The organism is Agreia sp. PsM10, assembly GCF_030433855.1.
GTDB lineage: Bacteria > Actinomycetota > Actinomycetes > Actinomycetales > Microbacteriaceae > Agreia.
This window is the reverse complement of the sequence record NZ_JARUXC010000022.1, coordinates 1-19,702: the sequence shown is the minus strand read 5'-3', so window position 1 is coordinate 19,702 and position 19,702 is coordinate 1. Positions and strand designations below refer to the sequence as shown.

18 protein-coding genes are annotated in these 19,702 nt (G+C 69.4%); 7 read left to right on the top strand and 11 right to left on the bottom strand.

All coding sequences use genetic code 11. The annotated features are described in order from the left end of the window. The first annotated feature begins 85 nt into the window (after positions 1-85). Together QCD70_RS18320 and QCD70_RS18315 are read left to right on the top strand one after the other, a co-directional pair. Positions 86-802 (top strand): ThuA domain-containing protein, encoded by a 717-nt coding sequence (locus QCD70_RS18320; protein ID WP_441004958.1) that lies wholly within the window; start codon positions 86-88, stop codon positions 800-802. After that, on the top strand, positions 787-1,911 hold the full coding sequence (locus tag QCD70_RS18315) for a Gfo/Idh/MocA family protein (protein WP_301218935.1): 1,125 nt from the start codon (positions 787-789) through the stop codon (positions 1,909-1,911). The genes QCD70_RS18320 and QCD70_RS18315 overlap by 16 nt, the downstream gene beginning before the upstream one ends. Here QCD70_RS18315 and QCD70_RS18310 read toward each other — a convergent pair. The 11 genes from QCD70_RS18310 to QCD70_RS18260 all read right to left on the bottom strand — a co-directional run bounded on the left by QCD70_RS18310 (position 1,908) and on the right by QCD70_RS18260 (position 15,203). Next, positions 1,908-2,534, bottom strand: a complete 627-nt coding sequence (locus QCD70_RS18310) for a G5 domain-containing protein (RefSeq protein WP_301218933.1) — start codon at positions 2,532-2,534, stop codon at positions 1,908-1,910. The genes QCD70_RS18315 and QCD70_RS18310 overlap by 4 nt on opposite strands. Before the next feature lie 117 nt (positions 2,535-2,651). Continuing rightward, on the bottom strand, positions 2,652-3,041 hold the full coding sequence (locus QCD70_RS18305; protein WP_301218931.1) for a DUF805 domain-containing protein: 390 nt from the start codon (positions 3,039-3,041) through the stop codon (positions 2,652-2,654). 27 nt (positions 3,042-3,068) lie between these two features. Beyond that, positions 3,069-4,535, bottom strand: coding sequence for a cryptochrome/photolyase family protein (locus QCD70_RS18300; RefSeq protein WP_301218930.1), 1,467 nt, complete (start codon positions 4,533-4,535; stop codon positions 3,069-3,071). 140 nt (positions 4,536-4,675) lie between these two features. Further along, entirely contained in the window at positions 4,676-6,160 is a 1,485-nt protein-coding gene (locus tag QCD70_RS18295) for a DUF1593 domain-containing protein (RefSeq protein WP_301218929.1), read from the bottom strand. A gap of 43 nt (positions 6,161-6,203) precedes the next feature. Further along, on the bottom strand, positions 6,204-7,415 hold the full coding sequence (locus tag QCD70_RS18290; protein ID WP_301218927.1) for a serine hydrolase domain-containing protein: 1,212 nt from the start codon (positions 7,413-7,415) through the stop codon (positions 6,204-6,206). Between the two features lie 57 nt (positions 7,416-7,472). Next, positions 7,473-9,299, bottom strand: coding sequence for a glycoside hydrolase family 3 protein (locus QCD70_RS18285; RefSeq protein WP_301218926.1), 1,827 nt, complete (start codon positions 9,297-9,299; stop codon positions 7,473-7,475). Further along, the gene (locus QCD70_RS18280) at positions 9,296-9,943 is read right to left on the bottom strand and encodes a TetR/AcrR family transcriptional regulator (RefSeq protein ID WP_301218924.1); all 648 of its coding nucleotides are present in this window, start codon (positions 9,941-9,943) and stop codon (positions 9,296-9,298) included. Before QCD70_RS18280 ends, QCD70_RS18285 begins: the two co-directional genes overlap by 4 nt. After that, positions 9,918-10,751 (bottom strand): ATP-binding cassette domain-containing protein, encoded by an 834-nt coding sequence (locus QCD70_RS18275; protein ID WP_301218923.1) that lies wholly within the window; start codon positions 10,749-10,751, stop codon positions 9,918-9,920. The genes QCD70_RS18280 and QCD70_RS18275 overlap by 26 nt, the downstream gene beginning before the upstream one ends. Continuing rightward, positions 10,748-12,658: a dipeptide/oligopeptide/nickel ABC transporter permease/ATP-binding protein gene (locus tag QCD70_RS18270; protein WP_301218922.1), complete on the bottom strand. Its 1,911-nt coding sequence runs from the start codon at positions 12,656-12,658 to the stop codon at positions 10,748-10,750. Before QCD70_RS18270 ends, QCD70_RS18275 begins: the two co-directional genes overlap by 4 nt. Continuing rightward, positions 12,655-13,596 carry an ABC transporter permease gene (locus QCD70_RS18265; protein ID WP_301218921.1) on the bottom strand — a complete coding sequence of 314 codons (942 nt, stop codon included), beginning with the start codon at positions 13,594-13,596 and terminating at the stop codon, positions 12,655-12,657. The genes QCD70_RS18270 and QCD70_RS18265 overlap by 4 nt, the downstream gene beginning before the upstream one ends. A gap of 56 nt (positions 13,597-13,652) precedes the next feature. Then, positions 13,653-15,203, bottom strand: a complete 1,551-nt coding sequence (locus QCD70_RS18260) for an ABC transporter substrate-binding protein (protein ID WP_301218920.1) — start codon at positions 15,201-15,203, stop codon at positions 13,653-13,655. Between the two features lie 200 nt (positions 15,204-15,403). Between QCD70_RS18260 and QCD70_RS18255 the strand changes: the two genes are divergently transcribed. The 5 genes from QCD70_RS18255 (at position 15,404) to QCD70_RS18235 (ending at position 19,595) form a co-directional block, all read left to right on the top strand. After that, a complete protein-coding gene (locus tag QCD70_RS18255) occupies positions 15,404-16,330 on the top strand; it encodes an SMP-30/gluconolactonase/LRE family protein (protein WP_301218919.1) in 927 nt (308 codons plus the stop codon). A 94-nt stretch (positions 16,331-16,424) separates the two neighbouring features. Next, positions 16,425-17,489, top strand: coding sequence for a cupin domain-containing protein (locus tag QCD70_RS18250; protein WP_301218961.1), 1,065 nt, complete (start codon positions 16,425-16,427; stop codon positions 17,487-17,489). Between the two features lie 16 nt (positions 17,490-17,505). After that, on the top strand, positions 17,506-18,342 hold the full coding sequence (locus tag QCD70_RS18245; RefSeq protein WP_301218918.1) for a fumarylacetoacetate hydrolase family protein: 837 nt from the start codon (positions 17,506-17,508) through the stop codon (positions 18,340-18,342). A 3-nt stretch (positions 18,343-18,345) separates the two neighbouring features. Beyond that, on the top strand, positions 18,346-19,113 hold the full coding sequence (locus tag QCD70_RS18240; protein WP_301218916.1) for a maleylpyruvate isomerase family mycothiol-dependent enzyme: 768 nt from the start codon (positions 18,346-18,348) through the stop codon (positions 19,111-19,113). A gap of 35 nt (positions 19,114-19,148) precedes the next feature. Continuing rightward, positions 19,149-19,595, top strand: coding sequence for a MarR family winged helix-turn-helix transcriptional regulator (locus tag QCD70_RS18235; RefSeq protein ID WP_301218915.1), 447 nt, complete (start codon positions 19,149-19,151; stop codon positions 19,593-19,595). The last annotated feature ends 107 nt before the right edge of the window (positions 19,596-19,702 follow it).

Here is a 19,702-nt window from a genome sequence, read left to right as displayed (position 1 = left end):
ACCACAATGGAGTCCGCTTCGCATCCAGCGCCGATTTGCGCAACTTTCGATGCGGATGCGACCGGCCCCGAACCGAAGGACGACGATGACCGATCAGCCCCCTCACCCCATGACGAAGACGGCGCTGGTCGTGCGCGGCGGCTGGGACGGCCACCAGCCCGTGGAGGCCACCGAGCTGTTCATCCCGTTCCTCGAACAGAACGGCTTCACCGTGCGCGTCGAGGAGTCGCCGGCCGTCTACGCCGACAGCGACGCCATGGCCGGAGTCGACCTGATCGTTCAGGCCAACACCATGAACACCATCGAGAAAGAGGAGTTCGAGGGCCTCCGCGAGGCGGTCGAGAGCGGAACAGGCCTGGCCGGCTGGCACGGCGGCATCGCCGACTCGTACCGCAACAACTCCGACTACCTGCAGTTGATCGGCGGACAGTTCGCGTCGCATCCGGGCAAGCACCCCGACGAGCGCACCGGCGAGCAGTCCGATAACTACATGCCCCACCGCATCGAGATGACCGCGGCCGCCGCCGAGCACCCGATCACGCAGGGCATCTCCGACTTCGAGCTCGTGACCGAGCAGTACTGGGTTCTGCACGACGACTACAACGACGTTCTCGCGACCACCACCCAGGCCGTGCGTCCGTGGGACCCCTGGAACCGTCCCGTCACCTCGCCGGCCATCTGGACCAGGCAGTGGGGCGCGGGGCGCATCTTCGTCTCGACGCCGGGGCACCGGGTCGAGATCCTGCAGGACACGAACGTGAGAACCATCATCGAGAGGGGGCTGCTGTGGGCAGCACGCTGAATGTCGGCATCGTCGGGGTCGGCAAGATCAGCGAGCAGTATTTCGCGAGCATGCCCGCGCTGCCGGGCCTCACGGTCGTGGCCGTCGCCGATCTCGACATGGATCGCGCGCGCGAGGTCGCTGCGGCCCACGAGGGTGTGCGCGCCCTCACGGTCGACGAGCTGATCGCCGACCCCGGCGTCGACGCCGTGCTCAACCTCACGATTCCTGCGGCGCACGTCGAGGTCGGAACCCGGGCCCTGCGCGCGGGCAAGCACGTGTTCGCCGAGAAGCCGCTCGGCCTGAACCCCGCAGAGGCCGCGCCCATGCTCGACCTGGCCGAGTCGCTCGGACTGCGCTACGGCAGCGCGCCCGACACCGTGCTGGGCACCGGCATCCAGACGGCCAGGCAGACGCTCGACTCCGGGGCGATCGGAGAACCGTTCGCGGCGAACGTCTTCTGGTCGGCCCCCGGTCACGAACGGTGGCACCCGGCCCCGGCCTTCTACTACCAGCCCGGCGGAGGACCGCTCCTCGACATGGGCCCGTACTACCTCACCGCGCTCGTGCACCTCTTCGGCCCCGTCGCTAGCGTCTCCGGGCTCGCCGTGCGCTCGGCTCGCCCTCGAACGATCGAGACCGGTCCCGCCGCGGGCACACCGATCGAGGTGGGCGTCGACACGCACATCACCGCGCTGCTCGACCATGTCGGCGGCGTCACGTCGACCGTGACCGTGAGCTTCGAGGTGTGGAAGACGCGCTCGCCCCTCTTCGAGGTCTTCGGCACCGCGGGAACGCTCGCGGTCCCCGATCCCAACCACTTCTCGAAGCCGGTCGAGATCGCGACCGGCGAGAACGACGAGTGGGTGACGGTTCCGGATGCCGCGGGCTTCGTCGACGCGGGCCGGGGCGTCGGTCTCGCGGATCTCGCCGAGGCGATCGTCGAGGATCGGCCGCACCGCGCATCCGGTCGCCTCGCCCTGCACGTGCTCGAGGTGATGGACGCGATTCTGCGTTCGTCCGCGGGCCGCGAGACCATCACGATCGAGAGCACGACGGAGAGGCCGGCTCTCGTGCCGCTGCGCGACCTGGCCGCGGGCTCCCCCGTCGGCTCAGTAGGCGAGCGCTAGTCGCACGCGACGCCGTCGCCGTCTCTGTCGAGATCGTAGATGTCCGAGCCCACGACGAAGACCGGGCCGGCCACGTAGGCGGGGCCGTTGCCCGATCCGCCCGCGCAGTCCACATCCGACGCGATGGGAACGCACGGTCCGGAGTAGTTCGAGTCGCAGCCGCCGCCATCGGCGACGGGTGCGGGCTCAGGGGCGGGCTCGGGAGCGGGCGGCGGCGGCACACGCGTGCCCACCGAGGTCACCTGGTCGACGGGCGCGACGCTCGTCGTGATCGACACCACCGTGCGGCCGGTCTCCACCCCGTCGACGGTCGTCACGGCCCAGGTCGTGACCTTCGTGCCCTCCGCCCCGGCGGTTGAGATGACGTTCTGGCCGACATCGAGGTTCGCATCGTCGACCGAAACGGCGGCGAACGGGATGGGCTCCGCCACGTCGACGTTGGTCACGACCACGACCGGCTTGGGCGTCGGCTTGGCGCTGGCCGTCGCGGTCGTCTTGGCCACGAGTCCTGCCGGCTGGGCCGTGCCGGCCGTCGGGGCACCGGATGCGCACGACGCCGTCACCAGCACGGTCGCCGCGAGCGCGACACCGATCATCATCGAGCGCGCACGCGAATACGACATGGAGTCCCCCTGACGTTCCGGGCGTTGTCAGCGCTGCACTGCCGAACCGGCGTCCCTGTGACGCTACCGAAAGCGTGACGGTCCGTAACAGTCCCCTCTTCGGGGAGTTTTCCTCAGCTATAAGACGGGGGCATCCTGAACGGGAACCGGCTTCGACGGGTCGCAGAAACGGATGATGATCACGATCAGCCCGGCGATCGGCAGCAGCAGCCAGAACAGCTGGGTCCACCGGTTGCCTCCGTCGCGCAGGCGGCGCACCGCGATGGCGAGCACGGGAACCAGCGTTCCGAGCGCCCAGAGCGTCGCGAAGAGTCCGGCGTCGCCGCTGTCCGCTCCGAGAAGCGTGGAGTCGAGCGCTTTCGCCGCCGAGTTCACCAGCACGATGAACAACATGAACCACCAGAACTCCGCGACGCCGGACCGGCCCGTGAACTCGGCGTACCTGCGGAACCCCGTGCTGATCGCGGTGCCGAAGGACATGCGGGGCTCGGTCGTCGTGTAGCTCATACGTGGCACCCTACCGAACCTGCCCGCTCACCACTCCTCGCGGTGCCGCTCCTGATCGACCACGGCCTCGCGATCGGCGAGGCGGCGCAGGCCGCTGAGCGGCTGGGCCATGCGGTGGTTGTGCCGGATGCGCGGCTCGACCCGGTCGAGGAATGCCCAGTACCCGGCGGTGAACGGGCAGGCGTCCTCGCCCAGCCGCACCTTCGGATTGAACACGCATCCCCCGCAGTAGTCCGACATGCGGTCGATGTACGCCCCGCCCGACGCGTACGGCTTGGTGGCCACGATGCCTCCGTCGGCGTGCTGCGACATGCCGATCACGTTCGCCGGCATCACCCACGGCGTTCCATCGACGAACATGTCGACGAACCAGTCGTTCAGCTCGACCGGGTCGTAGCCGTGCTGCAGTGCCCAGTTCCCGAGCACCATCAGCCGCTGGATGTGATGGGCCCAGCCGTTCCTGCGCATCCCGTCGATCGTCTGGCTCAGACAGTTCGACCGGATGGCCGCCGCGTCGAGAAGCCGGAAGGCCTCGGGCAACGGGGTGTGGGCATCCAATGCGTTGCTGCTCGTGCGATAGCCCTCGCCCAGGTGCCAGTAGAGGTGCCAGACGTAGTCGCGCCACCCCATGATCTGGCGCACGAAGCCCTCGACGCTCGCCAGGGGCGCGCGTCCGGCGTGGTACTCGTCGGCGACGGTCTCGATGGCCTGCATGGGGTCGAGCAGGCCCAGGTTCATGGGAGCGCTGAGCAGGGAGTGCGCCATGGTCCAGTCGCCCGAGAGCATCGCGTCTTCGAAGGGTCCGAAGTCGTTGAGGCGCACCTCGACGAAGTCGGCGAGGGCCCGCTCGGCCTCGGCCGCGGTGGCGGCGAAGCGGCGGGGGCCGTCGTCGCCCACGAGCTGCACGATGCCCTCGCGCTGCCACTGGTCGAGGTCGGCCCGCACCTCGAGATCGATCTCGTCTTCGACAGGCCACCACGGGTCGGGCAGCCCGAGACCCGGGGCGTTCTTGGGCGGAGGATTGCGGTTGTCGTGGTCGAAGTTGAACCGGCCGCCCTCGGGCTGGTCGCCGCGCATCAGGATTCCCGTGCGCTCGCGCACCCCGCGATAGAAGTCCTCGAGCAGCAGGCGTTTGCCCACGCGGGAGTCGGCCCACGCGGCGAAGTCGGCCTCGCTCGTGACGAAGCCGCGGCTCGGCAGCACGTGCACGCCCCGATCGCGCACGAAACGTCGGGCGGCCCAGGAGGTGGGGTCGATGACCTCGAGATCGTCGCGCCCGTCGACCGCCTCGGAATAGCGGTCGACCCTGAGGTACTCGACCCGATCGCCGAGCTCCGCGGCGCGGTGCCTCATCGCCGACAGCAGCAGATGGGCCTTGGCCCGATGCATCGGGCGCCGGCCGAAGACCGAGCGCGCCTCGACGATCATCATCGGGCCGCCGTCGTCGAAGGTCGGACCGAGCTGTCCGGCGAAGATCCATCGGGTGCGCGTCACCAGCCCAGACTAGGCAGGCCGGCCGCACGCCGACGGGGTGTTGACAACGGTCGCGCTGCCGCAACTCAGGAAGAAACGGGTGGCCACGTGCGAGAAGGTCGAACGGGTGCCCTTCCTCCTGCGTTGCAGCGTGGCCCCTTTCACACGACGGTGAGGATGACCCGCTGATATCCCTTCAGCGCGGGAACCCCGTCATCGACCGCCTCGACGATCACATGGATCGTCTGCCCGGCGACGGCGTCGGCGGGCACGGTCACGACGACATCCGCCGAGTCGTCGCCCGAGAGCACCACCGCGCCGTCATAGCTGCCAGCCTCCCGGTACTGCCACCACCGCACGGTCACGGCGTCGCCGTCGGGGTCGGTGACCACGGCCGACAGCTGCACCTGCTCGCCCGGCCGCACATCCCTGTCGACCTGCTCGACCTCGACGACCGGGGCATGGTTCGCCCCCTCGAAAGTGGACTGAACACTCCATTGCAGTCGCGCCGCGAAGTCGTTCTGCGCGTCGGCGAACCACCGCGTCACCGAGTATTCGTCAGGCGCGGTCTCATCAGGCACTGACCCATCGGGGGCGGTATCGGCGGCCCCGCGCGTCTCCCAGGTGTCGGGGCCCTCGTCGACGCGCCGCGCCCGGCCGCCCCATCCGCCGTACGCCGGATGCTCGTGGCCGCGCAACCCGGGAACCAGCAGGTTGAGCATGTTGGTCGTGTCGCCCTCACTGATCCACTCGCCGAGCGGCTGCGGCTCGGTCCACACGCCGTAGCCGAACTCTCGCAGCTCGTCGGCGGTCTTGCCGCTCAGGTGGAAGTAGTCGGTGAGATCGCCCGGCACCATCTGCCGGCCGTCGCCCCAGGTGCGGTAGAGCGCGCCCAGCGGGCCGACGGATGTGACGTGGTCGCGCATCCATTCGGCCCCGAGATACTCGAGCTCGGGCTGCTCGATGACCCGCCGTGCCAGGTAGCCCCAGGCCATGGTCGCGACGTCGGTGACCCGGATGTCGGGCCAGACGGGGCGGATGTAGCTGTCGTAGGTCCCGTCCTGCGACGCGAACTTGGTGATGATCGCCTTGCGCGAGAGGGCGGCGTGGATCTCGGGCCACGCGGGCGTCTGCGAGTACCGCTCCTCGATCAACATGAGCGCGCGGGCGATGGTGCTCGTTCCGGCCCAGACCTGCAGGTGAACGGGCCGCGGGTCGTCGTCGAGCAGCGCCTCGGCGATCAGCTGCGAGCCGGGCGTCGCTTCTGAGACGTCGCCCTCGAACTGCACATTGCCCATGCGCACGACCGCTCGCAGCGCGTCGGCGCTCGGGTACCGCGGGTCATGAACGAGGAGGTTCGGCAGCACCTGTTCGTAGGCGTCGACCGCGTCGTCGATGAACCGCTCGCCCGGGGCCCAGCGCCACGACAGCTGCGGCTCGGTGTACTCGCGCTCGGGCAGGAAGAACGGCGTCGTGCCGTCGCCCGACCAGTGGAACCGGCTGCTCGCGTAGACGAGGCCGACCACATCGACCTCGTTGGAGTAGAGCAGGAACCGGATCATCGAGTTGAGGTCGTCGAGTTCCGGGTCGGCCGTGACGATGGTGCGGGCGCGGGCGGTCGGGGTCGCATCGTTGCGCAGGGTCATAGCCGAAATCCTAGCGGTCGCTCGGTTTTTGGCAAGCCCCCGTTCACGACGCGAGGGCGATCTTCTGCAGCTGCTTCGCCGCCGTGATCGCGCGAGCGTCGGCACCTCCGGGAGGGGGCGTGCGGCGCACGGTGTAGCCGAAGCTGATGCCGGTCTGCGGGTCGTGGAATCCGAGCGCCCCGCCGGCGCCGTCGTGTCCGAAGGCTCGGAAGCCGCCGAACGCCAGGTTGTCGGTGGGCTTCTGGAACACGACGCCGTAGCTGCGGTCGATGCCGATCACGAGGTCGCGTCCGACGACCTGCGGCTGCGCCATCAGCTGCAGCGTGTGCGGCGAGATGAGCGCGGGGCCGGTCAGTCCGACCACGCCCTCGGCGAAGAGCCCCGCTATGCCCCGGGCGCTCACCGTGCTGTACGCGGCGGGCGAGCCCACCGATCGCTGCCAGCGGGCATGGGCGATCGCCTCCTGCTCGGAGCGCGTCCGGGCGATCGACGCGAAGACCTGTCGCCCGATCTGGCCGGGCCGGCGCGTGAACGGGATGTCCGCCGGAGACCCCGAGGTCGGCGCGATCATGGGCTGCAGCTCGAGCACCCGCGACTCCTCTGCCTCGGGCAGTCCCAGGTAGAAGTCGAGCGAGCGCGGCGCGCGGATCTCGGCATCGAAGAACGCCTGCAGGCCGAGACCGGTGACGCGCCGCACGAGCTCCGATGCCAGAACCCCGATGGTGAGGCCGTGGTAGCCGAAGGCCGCACCCGGCCGCCACCACGGCAGCTGGGCGGCGAGCCGCGCGGCGCCGCTGCGGTCGTCGGCGAACTCCTCGTCGGAGAGGGCGGGCAGCGCCTCGGGCAGGCCCGCCTGGTGCGAGAGCAGCTCGCGCACGAGCACGTGCTGCTTCCCCTCGGCGGCGAACTCCGGCCAGTACTCGGCCACCGGCGCGTCGAGATCGAGCAGCCCGCGGTCGACGAGGAGGGCGATCGAGAAGGCGATGGAGTTCTTCGACACCGAGAACGGGATCATCAGAGAATCGCCCGCCATGCCCTCGCCCGCGTGCACGTCGACCACGAGCTCGCTGCCCCGGTAGGCCGTCAGCTGGAACGCGTAGCCCGCGTCGGCGGCGAGCTCGGCCTCGAGGGTCTCGGCGACCTGCTCGTAGCCCTCGGCGACGGAGCCCTTCAGCGTCGAGCCATTCAGCGTCGAGCCCTCCAGGGCGGAGTTCTCGGGGGCGGAGTTCTTAGGGGCGGAGGCGATATCGGTCATCATTGTCCTTCTCTCGTGTCTCGAGTGTGCGATCGGGCGTGCGCGCCCGATGCCGGGTCAGACCCCGGCGCGGAACAGGGGGCTCGTGGTGTCACCGGGCACGTCGGAGCGCGCGGCCACGATCTCGTCGAGACTGCGGGGCACGTCGAACGGCAGCGAGCCCCTGGCCGCGCCCTCGGTGGCCAGCGCCTCGAGAACCGCCGCATCCGACGAGCCGTAGACGGCGAGGATGGCCGCGGAGTGCGGCAGCAGCGGCGCCAGCAGGGCGGGGCGCTCGAGGTGGATCACGACGATCACGGGCGCGTGCTGCGACAGCGTTCGCAGGCGCTCGACGTCGGCGTCGGCGAACTCCAGCGAGCCGGCGTGGAATGCGGGCTCGAGAAGGTACTCGTCGCGGGGATCGAACGGCGCGCTGATGCGGGTGACGATCACCTCGGCCTCATCGAGGGTCGCCGGCGCGAACCCTGCGGCCGAGATCTCGACGTCGGGGATCTCGGGCGAATACATGCGGCTGCCCCGCGCGACGGGGATGCTCGGGCGATCGTCGGAGTCGACGACCACGGTGGCGGAGTGCACCTGGGCGCGGTGCCCCGCAGCCCGGAACTGCGACGAGCCGACGATCTCCACCGCGGCATCCTCGTCGACATAGGGGTCGTCGAAGAGGCCGAGTTCGAACTTCACGGCCAGCAGCCGGCGCACCGACTCGTCGACGCGCTCCTCGCTCAGACGACCCGATTCGACGAGTTCGACGATCCACGAGGGGGTGTCCTCGCCGCCGAACTGGTCGCAGCCCGCCTCGACGGCGCGCTGCACACGGTCGAGCTCGCCGAGGTGCTCGACGCCCCACGCGCGGGCGGGGAGGTGCGCGCCGCCGAAGCGGGACTCGGTGATGAGGCTCCAGTCGGAGCAGATCACGCCCTGGAAGCCCAGCTGCTCGCGCAGCAGCCCCGTGAGGATCTGGCGGTTGAAGCCGAAGGCCACCTCCTCGATGCGCTCGCCGTCGAGGCTGAGGCCGATCGGGATGCCGTAGCTCGGCATGATGGCCGAGACCCCGCGGGCCAGCACGCGGCGGAACGGCGCGAGGTGGTACTCGAACATGTCGCCCACGTAGTCCTGCTCGCGGCCGTAGGGGAAGTGTGGGTCCTCGCCGTCGCGCTGCGGCCCGCCGCCCGGGAAGTGCTTGGCCATGCAGGCGACGCTGCTGCTCGAGAGCCCGTCGACGCCCTCGAAGCCGTCGACGTACGCGACGCCGAACCGCGCGACCTGCTCGGCGCTCTGCCCGAAGGTGCTGTACTGGCGCGCCCAGCGCGGCTCGGTGGCCACATCGAGGGTGGGGTGCAGGGCCGACCGGATGCCGAGGGCCGTGTACTCCTGCCGCGCGATGTCGGCGAACTCGCGCACGGTGTCCTCGTCGGAGAGGGCCCCGAGCCCGATGGGCTCCGGCCACGCCGACAGGTGCTCCGCGCTGAACGACGCTCCCCAGTTCTCGGTGAAGGAGTGCCGCGGGTCGGTGGAGATGGTCACGGGGATTCCGAGCGGCGTCGACTCGGCGAGCTCCTGGATCTGGTTCGACCAGCGCGCCATCGACCGCGGGTCGGGGATGCGGTGCACGTTCAGGTGGGTGACGTGCCGGTTGAGCACGAACTCGTCGGCGGGCACCCGCCCGGCCGACATGAGCGGGCTGTCGAGGTCGCCGGCGGCGTTGACGCTCACGATCGAGTGGATCATCAGCCCGGCCTTCTCGGCGAGCGACATGCGGCCGATCAGGTCGTCGACGCGCTCCGCGACCGACAGGTTCGGGTTCTCATACGCATCCATGACGCCGTTGCCGTTGAGGTCGCGGTAGAGCGTTCCGTCGTGGTGGCGGGAGAGTTTCGGTGTCATTCCTGGGGATCCAAAGGTTGTGTGTACGAGGTGACGAGCTCGACCATGAGACGCACGACGCGCCGCATGTCGACGGAATCGTCGTAGAGCCATTGCAGTTGCAGGCCGTCGAGCACGGCCAGGAAGAGGACGACCAGGTCGCCGCGGTCGAGGTTGGGTGCCACGTCGAACTCGTCGCCGGCGTGCGCGAGCAGACGCTGCTTCATGCGCTCCTTGACCCGCTCGTAGCGCACCCGGATGAGCTCGTGGGCCGGGTTGTTCTCGGTGAGGCCCTCGGCCATGATCACCATCAGGAACTGGACCCAGACGCGGTCGTCGGTGTTGCGCGACATGAGGGTGTCGTAGCCGGCGAACGGCGAGGCATTGCCCAGTCCGAGGCGGTCGACGATCGCGGCGTCCTCGCCGAAGCGGCTCTGCACCACGGCGTCGAGCAGGATGTCCTTCGACGCGAAATGGTGCAGCACGCCCGATTGCGAGATGCCCGCCTTCTCGGCGATCGCGGCGATGGATGCGCCGTGGTACCCGTGGGCGGCGAACTCCTCGGCGGCGGCATCCAGAATCAGCGCCCGACGGCTCTCGCCCCTCGGACTGCGTCGCGTCGCACCCGGCTTGACCGGCTCAGGCTGCTCGTTCGCTGTCGACACGCAGCTTCTCCAATTCCTCGCGACGTTCGCGCTGTGCCCCCGGATCGGGAAGCGGCGCGGACATCATCAGACGTTGAGTGTACGGGTCGTCCGGATCGCTGGTGACCTTCTCGACGCCCCCGGATTCCACGATCTTTCCGCGGTTGAGAACGATCACCCTGTGGCTCACGTGGCGGATCACCGAGAGGTCGTGCGAGACGAACAGGTAGGCGCATCCGGTGTCGCGCTGGATCTCGATGAAGAGGTCGAGAACGCGCTGCTGCGTCGTGAGGTCGAGGGCGGAGACGGGCTCGTCGCACACGATCAGACGCGGGCGCAGGGCGAGCGCCCGGGCGATGGCGACCCGCTGGCGCTGGCCTCCCGAGAACTCTCGCGGCAGGCGACCCGCCGCGTCGCTGGGCAGGCGCACGCGGTCGAGCAGCTCCTTCACCCGCCGGCCCGCTTCGCGTCGGTCGATGCCCTGCGCGCGCAGCGGTTCGGCGAGGATGCCCTCGATCGTGAGCGACGGATTGAGCGACGTGTACGGATCCTGGAACACCACCTGCATATCGCGGCTCAGCTCGCGGCGCTTCGCGCGCGAGGCGTGCGTGATGTCCTCGCCGCGGAAGGTGAGCGTTCCGCGGGTCGGCGGCACCAGCCCGAGGATCGACCGGCCGATGGTGGTCTTGCCCGATCCCGACTCGCCGACGAGACCCACGGTCTCCCCCTCCGCGATCGAGAAGGTGATCTCCTCGAGCGCCGTGAAGGTGGTGCGTCGCCTCGTGAAGTCGACGCCGAGCTTGTCGACCGACAGCAGCTGCTCGCTCATCTGTGTGCTCCTTCTGCTTCGGCCCTGTCGAGGTCGATGCGCGAGGGTCCGCCCTCGAGCGTCGATCCGAGCAGGGTCTGCGTGTAGGGGTGTCGGGGCCGGGCGAACAGCGACTCCACGTCGTTCTGCTCCACGATCGTTCCCTTGTTCATCACGGCCACGCGGTCGCAGATGTCGGCGACCACGCCGAAGTTGTGGGTCACGAGGATCACCGCCATCTCCTGCTCCGACTGCAGCTCGCGCAGCAGGCGAAGCACCTCGGCCTGCACGGTCACGTCGAGGGCCGTGGTGGGCTCGTCGGCGATGAGCAGGCGCGGCCGGCACGACACGGCGCCGGCGATCAGCACGCGCTGCGCCATGCCGCCCGAGATCTCGTGCGGGTACGAATCGTAGGTGCGCTCCGGCTCCCGGATGCCGACACGGTCGAGCAGTTCGAGGGCGCGCGTGCGGGCCGCCCGCTTGTCGAGGCCGAGGCGTCGCATCATGGGCGTCGAGAGCTGCGAACCGACCTTGAACGACGGGTCGAGGTTCGACATCGGCTCCTGCGGGATGTACGCGATTCCGGTTCCGCGCAGCTCGCGCATCGAGGCACGGGAGCGGGTGGTCAGCTCCTCGCCGTCGAACAGCACGCTGCCGTTCGTGACCCGTCCGCCGGTGGGCAGCAGGCCCAGCACCGCGAAGGCGGTCTGGGTCTTGCCCGATCCGGATTCGCCGACGAGGCCGAGCACCTCTCCGGCGTGCACGTCGAGGCTCACGTTGTGCACGACGGTCTTGTCGTGCGGCCCGGAGCCGTAGCCGACGCGCAGGCGACGCACGCTCAGCACGGCGCTCGGGTCGGGCTCGGGCGTCTCGAGCGGCGTCGAGTCGGACCACACAGGTTCCGGCACGAACTCGAGATCGGCGAGCGGGGCGGTGACGATGGTCTCCGACTCGTCGGCGGTGTTCACACCGGGACGCGTCAGCGGGGCAGCCTCGTCGAGAGCGGCCTCGTCGACAGCGGGAAGGGCGGCCATGGCGGCGGTCGCCGTGCCCACGTTCTTGCGTCGGTCGCGGCGAGCCGAGCTCAACCCGCGTTCCTCCAGCGCATCCCTCAGACCGTTGCCGATGATCACGAGGGCCGCGCAGGTCAGGCCGATGGCGAGCGAGGGCCAGAGAAGGGTGATGGGCGCGCGATAGATGCTGCGGAAGCCCTCGTTGAGCATGTTGCCCCAGGAGGGGACCGAGTTGTCGCCGACCCCGAGGAACTCGAGCCCCGACTGGATCGCCAGCGCGATTCCGAGCAGCAGCGACGCCTGGATGATGATCGGTCCGCGCACGACCGTGAGGATGTGCCGGCCGATGATGGCGCTGTCTCGCAGACCGGAGACCTTCGCCGCGTCGACGTACAGCTCGCCGCGCACGTTGATCACGGCGGTGCGCACGACCCGGTAGAAACCGGGCGAGAGGATCACGCCGAAGATCAGCATCGAGATCCAGATCGACGGGCCGAGCACGGCGCGGGCGGCGAGCAGCACGACGATTCCGGGCATCGACTGCACGAGGTTCGCCATCCACACCGAGACCGAGTCGAACCAGCGGCCGTAGTAGCCGGCGAGCAGGCCGGCGGGGATGCCGATCAGCGCGGCGACGACGAGTGCGAGCAGCGCCCCGAGCAGGCTGATCTGGCCGCCGTACAGCAGGCGCGCCCAGATGTCGCGGCCCGCAGAGTCGGTACCCAGCGGATGGCCGGCCGAGAACGGGGCGAGGAACGCGTCGCGGATCGCGGAGAAGGCGGGGTCGGCTCCGGCCAGCACGGGGGCGAGCGCCGAGCAGAGCACGATGACCAGCAGGACGATCGCCGCGCCGAGTGCGAGGGGATTGGCGAGGAAGCGGTGGAGTGTCGTCTCCGGCTTGTCGGAGGTGCTCATGCGACTCTCGCTTTCGGGTTGAGGAAGCCGACGCCGAGGTCGACGAGCAGGTTGACGACGGCGACGATCAGCGAGGTGATGATCAGCAGGCCCATCACGACCGGGATGTCTCCGCGCGAGGTGTACTGGATGGCAACGGTTCCGAGGCCGGGGAGGGCGAAGATCTGCTCGACGACGATCGCGCCGCCGAGGAGTCCGACGAACTGCAGGCCGAGCACGGTGAGGCCGGTGCCGGACGCGTTGCGCAGCACGTGCTTGAAGATGATCTCGCGTTCGCTGAGGCCGCGGCTGCGCAGGGTGCGCACGTAGTCCTGGCGCAGCACGTCGATCACCGCTCCGCGCACCTGCTGCGCCGTGGCCGCGATCACGCCGATCGACAGGGCCGCGATGGGCAGGATCACGGTCTTGAGCCAGCCGAGCGGATCAGTGGTGAGCTGCACGTAGCCGGTGGCGGGCAGCCAGCCGAGGTTGATCGCGAAGACGATCACGAGCAGCAGTGCGAAGAGGAATCCGGGGATCGCGTAGCCCGCGATCGAGAGGATCTGCACGAGTCGGTCGAGCCATCCCCGGTACACCGCGGCGGCGATGCCGAGCGCGAAGGCGATGAGGGCCGCGATGATCGTGGTCGCGATGAGAAGGGAGAGGGTGGTGGGCAGGCGGCTGATGAGCGCATCACTCACGTCCTGCGGTGTGAAGTAGGAGCGGCCGAGGTCGCCCTGGAAGACGCCGAGGAGCCATTCGACGTAGCGCACGGGCAGCGGTCGGTCGAGCCCGAGTTCGGCGGTCTTGGCGGCGACCTGCTCCTCGGTGGCCTGCTCGCCCAGGATCGTGCGGGCGATTCCGCTCGACGACAGGTAGAGGAGGAAGAACGCGACCGCCGAGATGACGAGCATCTGCGAGAGCGCCAGCAGCGTGCGCTTGGCGATGAAGGACAGCACGTGTGGGGCCTTTCGTGGGCGGGGCCCCCGCGACTGGCGCGGGGACCCCATCCGGATCAGTTGGCGGGCGAGTAGTTGTAGATCGACGGCACGGCCTGCTGCGTCTGCAGCTCGACCGACACGGTGTCGTCGTGCCCGTAGGTGCTGAGCACTCGGGAGAACACGCCGAACCAGTTGTTGTCGACGACGTACTCGTTCATGGCCTGGCCGGCCGTGGTGCGCTCGTCGTCGGTCGTGGCGTACTGGTAGGCCTTGATGAGCTCGGCCAGGTCGGCGTCCTCGGTCTTCAGCGAGTTCCAGGGAGCATCCGGAGCCAGGTACTGCCGCACCGTGGTCCAGTCGTTGAACGTCGCGAGCGTGAAGTAGGTGATCGCGAACTGTCCGCCGAGCAGGGCCGGAATCGTCTGGCCGGGGCCGAACTCGACGCGCTCCATGGTGACCCCGATGTCGCTGAAGTTCTGCTCGATCGTGGTGTAGATCGAGGGGTCGAACACGGGGCTGATCGGCATCGTCACGGTGAGGCCGCTGGCGTAGCCGGCGTCGGCGAGCAGCTGCTTGGCGCGGTCGGGGTCGTACGCGAAGCGGTCGTCGGTGTCGAGCGCCTTGTCGTACGAGAAGTCGTCGCTCGGGAAGATCTGGTTGGTGAGCTCGCCTCGGCCCTGGCCCACGTTCTCGAGCAGCGCCTCCTTGTCGATCGAGATGGTGAGCGCCTCCCGCACGCGGGGGTCGGCGAAAGCCGGGTTCAGCTGTCCGGTGCGGTCGAAGAAGACGAAGCCCGAGAAGTCTCCGAGCTGTCCCTCCACCGTGAAGCCCGACGACTCGAGCTCCTGCGCCGTCGACGGCGCCGTGAACACGGCGGCGTTGATCTGGCCGGAGCGCAGGGCGTTGACCCGGGCGGTCTCGTCGGTCAGCAGCACGAACTTGATGGAGTCGTAGGGCAGCGCGTCTCCCCAGTAGTCGGCGTTGCGCACGAAGGTGTACTCCGAGCCGACGATCGTCGATGCACTGTCGAGCGTGTACGGGCCGGAGCCGACGGGGGTCGACGCGATGTCCTCGGAGCCGATCGCATCCGGGCTCGCCATGAAGCCGAGCGAGCTCGCGAGCGAGTACTCGAGCGAGGGGTCCGGCTCGCTGAGGGTGATGACGAGGGTCGTGGCGTCGGTGGCCTCGACCGACGTGATGCTCGCCGCCTGGTTCGCCTGCGGTCCCTTGGTCTCGATGAAGTGCTCGATGTTGGCCTTGGCTCCGTCGGCGTCGAACGCGGCGCCGTCGCTGAACGTCACGTCGTCGCGCAGCGTGAGGGTGAGCGCGGTGCGGTCGTCGTTGTAGGTCCACTCGGTGGCCAGCATCGGTTCGAGGCTGCCGTCGGGCGCCCGCTTGATGAGGGTGTCGTAGACCGCCTGGTAGTAGGGCATCGAGTTGCCCTCCTGCGAGACGGCGGGGTCGAACGAGGTGGGTTCGATGATCTGGCCGAGGGTCAGCAGCGGGGCGGTGGTCGAGCTGCCCGTGGTCAAGCCTGCGTCGTTGGTGCCGGGGCTGCAGGCGGCCAGGCCGAGAGCGAGTGCCCCGGCCGCGAGCGCCGCCACCAGGCGGGAGGTCTTCTTCACTGGTTCCATCCTTTACGTCTTTGTGAGGAGGGGTTGATCGTCGAGGACGAGCGCGAGCACTCGCGAATCGACTTCACCCTTGAACGCCGTTAAACCGAGCGCTCAGTCAGCATAACGGCTTAAACTGACTATGCGCACGGTTTATGAAATTGTTATATTTCTGACGTTCACTCACTACAGACCTCGGCAAAGGAGCCGCAATGCACCGTGACGAATCCCCCGAGCTCACTCTGACCCGGGTCGCGAGCCCCCGAGGAATCCTTCCCGAGGGGCCGGTGTGGAGCGCGGAATCCCGACGCCTGACGTGGGTCGACATCGAACTGGGGCGGCTGCACGTCGCCGCCGTCGACAGAGGCTCGGTACGCCTGCTCAGCGTGCTCGAGCTCGGCGACCAGCTCGGATGCGCCCTGCCCGCCGAGGGCGGCGGCTGGGTGTGCGGGCTCGGCCGGCGCCTCGCCACGGTCAGCCCGCTCGGCGCCGTGACCGAGTCCGAGCCGCTGCTCGACGAGAGCGAGCGGTTCAACGACGGGCACATCGATCCGCAGGGGCGGCTCGTGATCGGAACGCTGAACTCCGACGGGCCCGACGGGCGGCAGCTGCTGCTGCGCCTCGAGCACGACGGCACCCTCACCACCCTGCAGCGAGGCATCGGAATCTCGAACGGCATCGCCTGGTCTCCCGACGGATCGACGCTCTTCCACGCCGACACCGCGGCGCGCACGATCGTCGCGCGCGACTACGGCGACACGGCGACCGATTCGGCGACGGGTGCCCGGCGCCCCTTCGTGACGGTCGACGGCATGCCCGACGGCATCGCGATCGACGCCGAGGGATGCCTGTGGGTCACGGTGTTCGACCAGGGCCGCGTCGACAGATACTCGCCCCAGGGCGAGCCTCTCGTCGACCAGAGCATCCTCGTGCCCGACTCCCACGTGTCGAGCATCGCCTTCGTCGGAGATCGGCTCGACACGCTTCTGATCACGACGGGAATGCCGATCATGCGCCAGTGGCTCCGACGCCGGCGGGCGGACGACGGCTATGCGTTCTCGGCAGCGGCCCCCGTGCGCGGCCTGCCGACCCGAGCGTGGATCCCCGCGCCGCTTCCCCGGGATCTCCCCTTGCGCTGATCGCCGCGCTCTATATAGTTGGGGTACTGACGAATTGACCGACCAACGACGAGACGGCGACGACGCCGATGATGGAGGACCTGCAGTGCAGCAGATGGACGGCTCGGCCGACACCCCGGAACTCGAACAGCTCTACCGCGACTTCGCGGCCAACGACATGGCGCCGCTGTGGACCCAGCGCGATGACCTCATGCCCATGACCCCCTCGCCGCAGGCCGTGCCGCACGTCTGGCGATGGAAGACCCTCTTCGACATCGCGCAGCGCTCCGGCGACCTCGTTCCGGTCGGCCGCGGCGGCGAGCGCCGCGCGGTCGGCCTCACCAACCCGGGCCTGCCGGGCACCGGGTACGCGACCCCCACGCTGTGGTGCGCCATCCAGTATCTGGGCGGCCACGAGACAGCGCCCGAGCACCGGCACTCGCAGAACGCCTTCCGCTTCGTGGTCGAGGGCGAGGGCGTCTGGACCGTGGTGAACGGCGACCCCGTGGCCATGCGCCGGGGCGACCTGCTGCTGACCCCGGGGTGGAACTTCCACGGCCACCACAACGACACCGCGAACCCGATGGCCTGGATCGACGGCCTCGACATCCCGTTCTCGAGCCAGATGGATGTCGGATTCTTCGAGTTCGGCTCGGAGCGGGTGACCGACGAGGCCTCGCCCGCGGTCTCGCGGTCGGAGCGGCTGTGGGCGCACCCCGGCCTCCGGCCCCTGTCGGTTCTCGAGAACACGGTCTCGTCACCGCTCAGCGCGTACCGCTGGGAGCACACCGACGCGGCGCTGCGCGAGCAGCTCGCACTCGAGGACGAGGGCTTCCCGGCGACGCTCGAACAGGGTCACGCTGCCATCCGGTTCACGAACCCCACCACCGGCGGCGACGTGATGTCGACCATCCGCTGCGAGTTCCACCGGCTGCGCGCGGGCATCTCGACCGCCCCCACGCACGAGGTGGGCTCGGCCGTGTGGCAGGTCTTCGAGGGCTCGGGCACCGTGGTGCTCGCCGACACCGAGACGCGCCTCGAGACCGGCGACCTGTTCGTGGTGCCCAGCTGGGTGCCGTGGTCGCTGCACGCCGACACGCAGTTCGACCTCTTCCGCTTCACCGACGGTCCGATCATGGACCGCCTCAACTTCTCCCGCACCTTCGTCCCCTCCGCCTGAACAGGAAGCACCGCCCATGAGACTCGCCACCCTCCGCACCCCCGTCGGCACCGTCGCCGTGCGCATCGACGATGACACCGCCACCGAGATCCCCGGCGTCGCCGACGTGGGCGCCCTGCTCGCGCGCTCCGACTGGCGGCGGGTGGCCGAGACGGCCGACGGCGACACACGCCCGGTCGCCGATATCGCCCCCGCCGACTGGGCGCCCGTGGTTCCCGCGCCCAGCAAGATCGTGTGCGTGGGGCTCAACTACCGCAACCACATCCTCGAGATGGGGCGCGAGCTGCCCGAGTTCCCCACTCTGTTCGCCAAGTACCCCGAGGCGCTCATCGGCGCCCACGACGAGATCGTGCTGCCCGAGTACGCCTCGTACGCCGTCGACTGGGAGTGCGAGCTGGCCGTGGTGATCGGCCGCACCGCCCGCCGCCTCAGCGAAGACGAGGCCGCCGAGGCGATCGCCGGGTACTCGGTGCTCAACGACGTGACCATGCGCGACTTCCAGTACCGCACGCCCGAGTGGTTCCAGGGAAAGACGTTCGAGAACTCCACCCCCTTCGGACCGGTGCTCGTCACCGCCGACGAATACGCGGTCGACACCGAGATCCGCACCGAGGTCGACGGCGAGGTCATGCAGAAGAGCAACACCTCCGACCTCGTGTTCGACCCAGCTGCGCTCGTCTCGTACATCTCGCAGATCGTGACCCTCAATCCGGGCGACGTGATCGCGAGCGGCACCCCCGGCGGAGTCGGTCATGCCCGCAAGCCCGCCCGCTACCTCGGCGACGGAGCCACGCTCACGACCACCGTCGAGGGCATCGGCACGCTCAGCAACCCGGTGCGCGTGGAGGCCTGACGGGTGGCCGCGCGCACCGATCTGGTCACCGATCCGGCGGTCGTCGAGGGTCTTCTCCTCGCCCGTCGAGGCCAGGCGTACTACTCGCGGGCGCTCTCACGGCTGAGCGACGCCGACTTCGACGGCCCGTCGCTGCTTGCCGGTTGGGGTCGACGCCACCTCATCGCCCACGTCGGTCTCAACGCGCGGGCGCTCACTCGGCTGGTGGAGTGGGCGGCGACCGGCGTCGAGACGCCGATGTACGCATCCGCCACCCAGCGCGCCGAGGAGATCGACTTCTCGGCGACGCTGCCGGTGCAGGCGCTGCGCAACCTCTCGGACCACGCGGCCATCCACCTCACCGTCGAGTGGCGCGACCTGCCCGACGAGGCCTGGTCCCGAGAGGTGCGCACGGCGCAGGGTCGCACCGTTCCCGTCTCCGAGACGGTGTGGATGCGCACCCGCGAGGTCTGGATCCACGCCGTCGACCTCGATGCCGGGGCCCGCTTCGAGGACTTTCCGCCCGAGCTGCTCGATCGCATCCTCGTCGATGTCACGGGTTCGTGGGCCAGGCGTCGCGAGGCCGAGGGCCTGCCGCGGTTCGTGCTCGAGCCCACCGATCGCGCGCTGCACACAGTCGCCGGGCCGCACGCCGCGGGTCTGGATGCCGCCGGCTCGATCACGGTGCGCGGATCGAGTGCGGCCCTGGCCCGCTGGGCCACCGGTCGAGGGAGCGCGGGCGTGACCACGGCCGACGGCGAGCCCGCCCCGGCCGCGCCCCGGTGGTTGTAGGCGCCCGGCGCTCGCCTGACATAATCCGAAGCGACATGGAATCGCACGACGTCTCGCAGTACACCGGCTATCTCATCCGCCGCGCCCAGCAGGCGCACGTCGCCGCCTGGCAGCGCGAGGTCTCGTCGGAGATCACGAGCGTGCAGTTCGGCGTGATGAACGTGCTCTCGCAGTCTCCGGGTGCGAGCCAGACCGAGCTGTGCGCCCGCCTCGACCTCGACAGGTCGACCATCGCAGACCTGGTCGCGCGCCTCGAACGCCGTGGAATCCTCGAACGCGTCAGGGATGCATCGGACAAACGGCGCAACGTGCTGCACCTCACGGAGGCCGGCGCCGCGGAGCTCGAGGCCCTGCTGCCGAGGGTGGCGCGCGTCGACCATGTGCTCACCGACGGGCTGGATGCCGAAGACCGGGTCACGCTCAGACGTATTCTTACGGCGATGCTCGAGTCTCCGTCGGTGGAGGCGCTGCGCGGCGAGTGAGGTCGGCGGTCTCGATACGCTCGTTCCTCGCTACTCGACATTGAGAATGGGTGTGTAGCCCGGGAGGGTGTTTGACCTTCTACTCGACGGACCACCCGTGGGTGTGT